The organism is Neisseria sp. P0022.S010 (assembly GCF_051956635.1).
Genome location: NZ_JBQCXF010000127.1, coordinates 1 through 7,763 on the forward strand (window position 1 = coordinate 1; position 7,763 = coordinate 7,763).

The following is a 7,763-nucleotide window of genomic DNA, read 5'->3' on the forward strand; positions in this document are numbered from 1 at the left end:
ATTGAGTCAAATCTTCATAGCTTTGCGTACAGGCTGCCAAGGGAAGAAGACTTAAGAGTAAGATGATTTTTTTCATGATTTCCCTATTCTTTTATTTTTGCTCATTCTCGGCAGGTTTGCCTTCTTCTTGTGCCTGTTGCGCAGCCAATTCGGCAGCAATCTCTTCGGCCGGACGGGCTTTGTAAGTCGTCGCAATCGCACTCAATGTCAACTCGCCTTTATTGCCTTTGCCTTCTTTGTCCTCGCCTGCGTTCACGAGTTTCAAAGAATCTAACGTAATAATGCGCGACAAATCGCCTACATCACGGGTAAATTGGCTGATTTGAGAGTATTTGCCCGTGATGGAAATCTGATACGGCAGTTTTTGAATCGGACCATCGTTTTCAGGTTGGAGCGGTGCAACGCTGTCCAAACGCAGTCCGTTGGTTGAACCTGCCTGATGCAGCTCTTGAATCAGGTTCGGAATTTCCGCATCGGTCGGCAGTTGTTTCAACAAAACGTCAAATGCAGAACGGATAGAAGCCAATTCAGCCTTCAAATTGTTCAAGCTTGCCGCCTGAATGCTTTTACGCGTAAAGGTTTCCTTCAGTTCTGCTTCTTTGGCTTCCTGCGTATTCAAGGTTTCAATCTGATCTTTAAATACGCCGACATAGCCCAACGCCAACATACCGACAATCAACAAACCTCCCAGCAAAAGTTTTGAAGGTATATTGAGCAGGTACAGGTTTTGTACGTCCAATTGTTTCAGGTTTTTATATGCCATTATTGAGCCTCCGGAGCAGGTTCTGCCACAGGTTCGGCTATTTCACTGCTGCTTTGTGCAGTCGGTGCAGGAGCTGGCGTATTCACTTGGTTGATTGAAGATTTCAAAGTAAATTCTTGGTAGTTATCTACTTTTTTGATGCTCAACAATTCAGGCTGCAAGAAAATACCTGTACTTGGCAGGGAGCGCATCATAACGGCGATTTTATTGTCGCTGACGGCATGGCCGCTAATTTTATAGCTGGTCGGGCTTTCTGCTTCCAACGCAGTCAAATAAGTATTATCGGGCGTAAGCGCATTCAAAGAATCAAGGATATAAGCTGCTTGATAGCGTTTTTCCTGCAACTCTTCCACTTTCAGCTTCTTGGCCAAGAAGGCTTCTTTTTCTTGCTGAAGTTTATCGATTTCGCCCAATTCTCTATCAAGTCTGTCGATTTCGGTTTGCAGGAAGTTGTTGCGGCCTTCTTGATTGCTGATGGCGCTATCAATACCGAGATAGGTAGCAGCTGCCAAGCCCAAACCCACTGCAAAAGCGCCAAGCATCAATACTTTGAATTGCTGCTGCTTGCGCTGTTTAATCTCTTCCCGATACGGAAGAAGGTTGATTCTGGTTAATTCGATCATGTTCTCAAAGTCCCCTTAATGCCAATCCAAACGCCAACGTCAGTGACGGCGCATCAATTTGAAACTGCGGCAATTCTACTTTTGCACTGCGTTCCACATATGAAATCGGATGCAGGTATTCTGTTGCCGTATTGGTTTGCGAGAAAATGCTTTCCGCCAAACCTACCTGCTGAGCGGTAAAGCCGGTCAGCAGGATGTGTTTGATATTGGCGAAAGAATCAGTGGCCTGCGTGGTATAGTAAAATTGCAAAACCCGCTGAACTTCTTGCGCAACCTGCACATTAAAACGGTCGGCAATCTGAGACTGGTAGTCGGAAGGCTTGTTTTGGGAAGCCATCATTTGAGCGGCTTTTTCTTCCGTTACCCGATAAGTACGCTGAATCAGCTGATTGAGCTGCTCTGTGCTGACCGGAGTTTCTTGTTTATAGAGAATGCGGCCGTTTTGCAGAATCAGGGCATACATTTGCGTCGCATGAATGCCGAACACGGCAACTTTTTCCTCTGCCATTTCGGGAGCATGCGTATTCATCCAATAAACGAAGGCATTGCGTTGCGCCAGTAAGTCCAAATCCAAAGCGGACAAAGGCAAGCCCGCATTTTCAAACATTTCAATGCGCGGTTCGACATCGTCTTTTTTAGCGGCAACAGCTAAAACATGCTGGCCCGAACCGACTTCTTCGGCTTGAAAGTCGTAGTTCATTTCTTCAATAGGCGCAAATTGGCCGACTTCCGCCTCGACAAACTCTTCCAAGCCCAAATCGGTATCACGCGGGTTGTAAATAATTTGCTCGACTGTCGCCAAATTTTGTGGCATAGCCGCAACAATATTTTTGCAAGAACTGCGTAATTGTGTGTAAGTATGTTGGATGTAAGTGGCAAGCTGATCGTAGTCTTGAATTTTGTTGCCTTTGACAATATTTTTAGGCAATTTGGTAATAACGTATTTCTCCAGCCGAATTTGGTTTAAACTACGGCCTGTCAGTTGTACCATCTTAATGGCATGTTGGCTGATGTCGACGCCGATGGCAGAGCGGTTATTCAATCCGCTAGAAGCCTTGCCTGTTTTGGTATCTTTCGTGCTTTTAAATAAGCGCATGATTTGACTTCCCTGTATCATTTAAGAGTGAGTAACTGTTTCGTTATCCATAAAGGACTTCTTATTCTTTACACAGTATTGACTGTGGCTGATAGAAATCGTTTCCCATTTTACTTTATTTATCGCCATTAATGGCAAAATTATTACTTAGTCATGATTAAAAAGATTATAACGACCTGTATGGGTCTCTTATTAGGACTGGCTCTTTTCGGTGTAGGTCTGATTGCAATTGCAATTCTGGTAACCTATCCAAAACTGCCGTCTTTGGACTCTTTACAACACTACAAACCAAAAATGCCGCTGACGATTTATTCTTCAGACGGCCAAGTCATTGGCGTTTACGGCGAACAACGGCGTGAATTTACCAAAATCGGCGACTTCCCAAAAATTTTGAAAGACGCCGTGATTGCCGCCGAAGACAAACGCTTCTACGACCACTGGGGTGTGGATGTTTGGGGCGTGGCGCGCGCCGCAATCGGCAACGTCATGGCCGGCGGTGTTCAATCCGGTGCCAGTACGATTACGCAACAGGTTGCCAAAAACTTCTACCTGAGCAGCGAGCGTTCATTCACCCGTAAATTCAACGAAGCCCTGCTGGCTTACAAAATCGAGCAGTCTTTAAGCAAAGACAAGATTTTGGAGCTGTACTTCAACCAAATCTATTTGGGTCAACGCGCTTATGGTTTTGCCTCCGCCGCCCAAACTTATTTCAATAAAAATGTTAATGATTTAACATTGGCCGAAGCCGCCATGTTGGCCGGCTTGCCTAAAGCACCTTCCGCCTACAATCCGATTGTAAACCCTGAGCGTGCCAAACTGCGCCAGGCTTATATTCTGAACAATATGCTGGAAGAAGGCATGATCACCCTGCAGCAACGCGATCAGGCTTTGAAAGAAGAGTTGCATTACGAGCGTTTTGTACAAAACATCGACCAAAATGCCCTGTATGTTGCCGAGATGGTGCGTCAAGAGCTGTTTGAAAAATACGGAGAAGATGCCTACACACAAGGCTTCAAGGTATATACCACCGTCGATACCGCACACCAGCGCGTCGCCACCGAAGCCCTGCGTAAAGTTCTGCGCAATTTCGACCGCGGCAGCAGCTACCGCGGTGCAGAAAACTACATCGACCTGAGCAAAAGCGATAACGTAGAAGAAACTGTCAGCCAATATCTTTCTACACTTTACACCGTCGATAAAATGATTCCTGCGGTTGTATTGGAAGCCTCACGCAAAGGTGTACAGATTCAGTTGCCAAGCGGCCGTAAAGTCACGCTGAACAGCCACGCTTTAGGCTTTGCCGCCCGTGCCGTCAACAACGAAAAAATGGGAGATGACCGCATCCGTCGCGGCTCCGTCATTCGCGTTAAAGGCAGTGGCGATACTTTTACCGTCGTTCAAGAGCCTTTGTTGCAAGGCGCATTGGTGTCTTTAGACACGAAAACCGGTGCAGTCCGTGCATTGGTCGGCGGCTACGACTACCACAGCAAAACCTTCAACCGCGCAACTCAAGCCATGCGCCAACCCGGCTCGACGTTCAAACCGTTCGTTTATTCCGCCGCTTTGGCAAAAGGCATGACTGCCTCCACCATGATTAACGATGCGCCGATTTCCCTGCCTGGCAAAGGTGCAAACGGTAAAGCATGGAACCCGAAAAACTCTGACGGCCGCTATGCCGGTTACATCACGCTGCGTCAGGCTTTGACCGCGTCGAAAAACATGGTGTCCATCCGCATCCTGATGTCTATCGGCATCGGCTACGCGCAACAATACATCCAACGCTTCGGCTTCAAGCCGTCTGAAATCCCTGCCAGCCTGTCTATGGCTTTGGGTACAGGCGAAACCACTCCGTTGCGTATTGCAGAAGGTTACAGCGTCTTTGCCAACGGCGGTTACAAAGTATCTGCCCACGTCATCGACAAAATCTACGACAGCCAAGGCCGTCTGAGAGCGCAAATGCAGCCGTTAGTGGCCGGTGAAAACGCACCTCAAGCCATTGACCCGCGCAACGCCTACATCATGTACAAAATCATGCAGGACGTTGTCCGTGTCGGTACCGCGCGCGGTGCAGCCGCACTGGGCCGCTCCGACATCGCCGGTAAAACCGGTACCACCAACGACAACAAAGACGCATGGTTTGTCGGCTTCACCCCTAGCGTTGTGACTGCCGTCTATATCGGCTTTGACAAACCGCGCAGCATGGGCAGTGCAGGCTACGGTGGCACAATCGCCGTACCGGTTTGGGTAGAATACATGCGCTTCGCCCTGAAAGGCACCAGCGTCAAACCGATGAAAGCACCTGAAGGCGTGGTTACAAACGGCGGCGAAGTGTATATGCGCGAACGCATGACCACCAGCTCCGACCTGGCCTTGGACAACAGCGGCGTTGCTCCGCGTCCTGCTCAACCTGCCCGTCATGCTGTTCCGAATGAAAACCGCCGCAGTGCCGAGAGCAACACTGCGCCAGCCCGTGAAGAATCAGACGAAACCCCAGTTCTGCCAAGCAATACCGGCAACAATAACAGACAACAACTGGACTCTCTGTTCTAATGTTCTAAAGCAAGGCCGTCTGAAACGTTCAGACGGCCTTTTTTAAGAAAATTCAAAGCAAAACCATGATTGATTTACACTGCCATTCGACCGTTTCAGACGGCATGTTGTCCCCAACCGAAGTTGTCCGACTCGCCCGTCAAAACGGTTGCACCCTGCTCGCCCTGACCGACCACGACCATACCGGCGGACTTGCCGAAGCACGCACCGAAGCCGATACCCTCGGCCTCCCCTTCGTCAACGGCGTGGAGATATCCGTCACTTGGCGCGGCCGCACCATCCACGTTGTCGGCTTGGACTTTGACGAACACAACGAAGCCCTGCAAAACCTGCTTGTCGAAGTCCGCAAAGGCCGTCTGAAACGATTGGAAACCATCGCGGCCAAACTGGAGAAAAAAGGCATAACAGGCGCGTATGAAGGCGCGCTGGCATTGGCCGCCAATAAAGAAATGGCCAGCCGCACCCACATTGCCGAATTCCTCATCCGCGAAGGCCATGTCAAAAACAAACAGCAGGCATTTACCAAATATCTGGGAGACGGAAAATCCTGTTCCGTCAGACACGAATGGGCCACACTGGAAGACTGCGTAGCCGCGATTACAGGCGCGGGTGGCATGGCCATTATCGCCCACCCGATGCGCTATGAATTATCCGCCACCGCCAAACGAAACCTGTTTCAAGAATTTAAAAATCTCGGCGGCGCAGGGATTGAAGTGCACAGCGGCAACTGCTGTAAAAACGACCGCCTAAACTATGCCTTGCTTGCCGACCGTTTCGACTTTCTCGCCAGCGCAGGCAGCGACTTCCACCGCCCCAACGACTTCAGCGGCGGCATACTCGGCGCCTGTCCCGACTTACCAGAACAATGCCGTCCTGTCTGGAAACACTTTAAGGCCGTCTGAATGCCTCACGCAAAAGGATTATCCTGCCAAATATCTTTGGAAGCCATATCTGATAACGTGTTTATACGGCCGGGATATATGCAGTATTTTCTCCGGGCAGTATAACCGATGTTGAAATTTCCGTCGGATACACGACATCAGCGGCTGTCTCTGCTGAAATTTCACCTGCCAACTCATTGTAAATTCCTTTGTCGTTTTGGAAATCAATATCGGCAACCTTGCGCCTTTCCCCATTTTCCAAAACCACTTCTGATTCAAATAATATTTTATTATCGGCTTCATCTTTCAGATTGATTTCTGCAAAATCCAAAGAGATCGACTGGATATCCCAGTCGGACAATAGAGAAAGCTCTCCTTCCTCCGTTTTCCCGTTACTGTTTTCGTCATGCCAGATTCTTAGCTCACCCCACAATTCATCATATTGATTAATGATATTATTATTGTCGCTGTCCAAATCTTTCGCCGTTTTCTGCGCGCTTGCCGTCAGACATAACTGTTGCCTTACCAAACATCTCCGTTCCGTCGTTTACCATGCCGTCTCCATTTTTATCCCAAACCAAAAAACCGCTGCCTTTTTTGAGCCAAGCCGTCTGTTCGGCCATCCCGTCGCTATCCATATCAAAACTCACTCCATCCTCCACCGAAGTCGTGAGCAACTCTTCTCCATACAGCTCGATAGCAAGAGGAGTATGGTAATTTTGGGCAATTTGGTCAAAATTCTGCTGAAGATTATCCACTCCGCCCTGCAAATCAAGTGAAATATTGGCTTTGTTCAGTAAATCCTGCAAAGCTTTCAAAGCTTCGTTTTCATTATGAATTTCTTTGCCTTTTCCTGATGCCTGTTCGGATTTTTGCTGTTCGACCAAAGCAGCCAAGCGGTTCACTGCATTGGAATAAAGCCTGCTGGCTGAAGTAATCAGTGCCGCATACGCACTTTTTGAGTAATTTACTAAATTATCGTTGAAGCTGACACTCTTGCCCGCGCTACCGATACCGAATTCAATCGCCCCCTGCTTTCCGCCTGAAGAATAATATAACGCTGTTCTTGCAGCCGTCGTTACCGTACCGTCTGCCAAACGGCTGTTGGCAGGTACAAATACCACCATCAACATAGGATTTCCACGTGTCATCATCGGCATCAGACTAAGCGGCATATTTGGATCGGTTTTCTGAAAGCGAACCCGCTCGTCACCTACGCCAAACAGTCTGCTGGGATGGTCAGGCGCTGCTTCATCCATTCCTGATTGCAGGATTTTTTACTTTTCGGCCGGAGTTTTACCGTTTAGCAGGTTTGGATTGATTTTCTTAAGGAATATTGATTTCGCCAATGTCCAATAAGTATCGCCGGGCTCGCCGCTGGGGTTTTGGGTTTTCATTTTATGGGCAAAATAATCAACAGCCTGTTGTTGGTTCATCGCCTTGATTGCTTCTGTATTTGAGCCGTATTTGGTTTCTTTTGGGTTGTTCCGCAAATCAAACTGAAAACGGTTGTATTCGGCTTTTCCTTCTTCATACAAAAAACGGCGGGCATACTCATTTGCAGTAAGGTTTTTTGTTGGATTTCTCTTATCATCAAGATCTACTCTATAAAGAGTATCAGAAATACCATGCTCGATTTCATGGGCATAATCAGAAGCCGTAAGATAATCTTTTCCAAATACCATCTCACGGTATTCAATGTCTCCTTTTAATTTTCTCGTTGTATAAGTGGCTGGAACATGATGATCGACACGAATACTTGATAGCCCCCATTTATTGATAAAAATATGAGTCTTTTGCATAATAACATTATCCCGCATGATGCTATCAATCTCCTTTTTAGGCATGCC

At 47.8% G+C, this 7,763-nt stretch carries 8 protein-coding genes; 2 read left to right on the top strand and 6 right to left on the bottom strand.

The window, feature by feature from the left end:
* Positions 1-91 precede the first annotated feature (91 nt).
* The 3 genes from ACTHUT_RS11410 to pilM are packed head-to-tail and all read right to left on the bottom strand — an operon-like array spanning position 92 to position 2,482.
* A complete protein-coding gene (locus ACTHUT_RS11410) occupies positions 92-763 on the bottom strand; it encodes a type 4a pilus biogenesis protein PilO (RefSeq protein ID WP_250599576.1) in 672 nt (223 codons plus the stop codon).
* Positions 763-1,386 (bottom strand): PilN domain-containing protein, encoded by a 624-nt coding sequence (locus ACTHUT_RS11415; protein WP_049328903.1) that lies wholly within the window; start codon positions 1,384-1,386, stop codon positions 763-765. The genes ACTHUT_RS11410 and ACTHUT_RS11415 overlap by 1 nt, the downstream gene beginning before the upstream one ends.
* 4 nt (positions 1,387-1,390) lie before the next feature.
* The gene (gene pilM, locus ACTHUT_RS11420; protein WP_167480340.1) at positions 1,391-2,482 is read right to left on the bottom strand and encodes a type IV pilus assembly protein PilM; all 1,092 of its coding nucleotides are present in this window, start codon (positions 2,480-2,482) and stop codon (positions 1,391-1,393) included.
* A gap of 153 nt (positions 2,483-2,635) precedes the next feature.
* On the opposite strand from pilM, the gene ACTHUT_RS11425 reads away from it, so the two are divergent.
* Both ACTHUT_RS11425 and ACTHUT_RS11430 read left to right on the top strand, forming a co-directional pair.
* The gene (locus tag ACTHUT_RS11425) at positions 2,636-5,032 is read left to right on the top strand and encodes a penicillin-binding protein 1A (RefSeq protein ID WP_250599574.1); all 2,397 of its coding nucleotides are present in this window, start codon (positions 2,636-2,638) and stop codon (positions 5,030-5,032) included.
* A gap of 65 nt (positions 5,033-5,097) precedes the next feature.
* Complete coding sequence (locus ACTHUT_RS11430) at positions 5,098-5,934, top strand: PHP domain-containing protein (RefSeq protein ID WP_154953118.1); 837 nt, start codon at positions 5,098-5,100, stop codon at positions 5,932-5,934.
* Between the two features lie 61 nt (positions 5,935-5,995).
* Here ACTHUT_RS11430 and ACTHUT_RS11435 read toward each other — a convergent pair whose 3' ends face one another.
* From ACTHUT_RS11435 to ACTHUT_RS11445, 3 genes are all read right to left on the bottom strand, one after another.
* A complete protein-coding gene (locus tag ACTHUT_RS11435; RefSeq protein ID WP_250599572.1) occupies positions 5,996-6,388 on the bottom strand; it encodes a bacteriocin in 393 nt (130 codons plus the stop codon).
* On the bottom strand, positions 6,372-7,172 hold the full coding sequence (locus ACTHUT_RS11440) for a hypothetical protein (RefSeq protein WP_250599570.1): 801 nt from the start codon (positions 7,170-7,172) through the stop codon (positions 6,372-6,374). Before ACTHUT_RS11440 ends, ACTHUT_RS11435 begins: the two co-directional genes overlap by 17 nt.
* Positions 7,173-7,190: 18 nt before the next feature.
* A partial coding sequence (locus ACTHUT_RS11445) for a hypothetical protein (RefSeq protein ID WP_440418808.1) occupies positions 7,191-7,763 on the bottom strand: 573 nt, incomplete at its 5' end.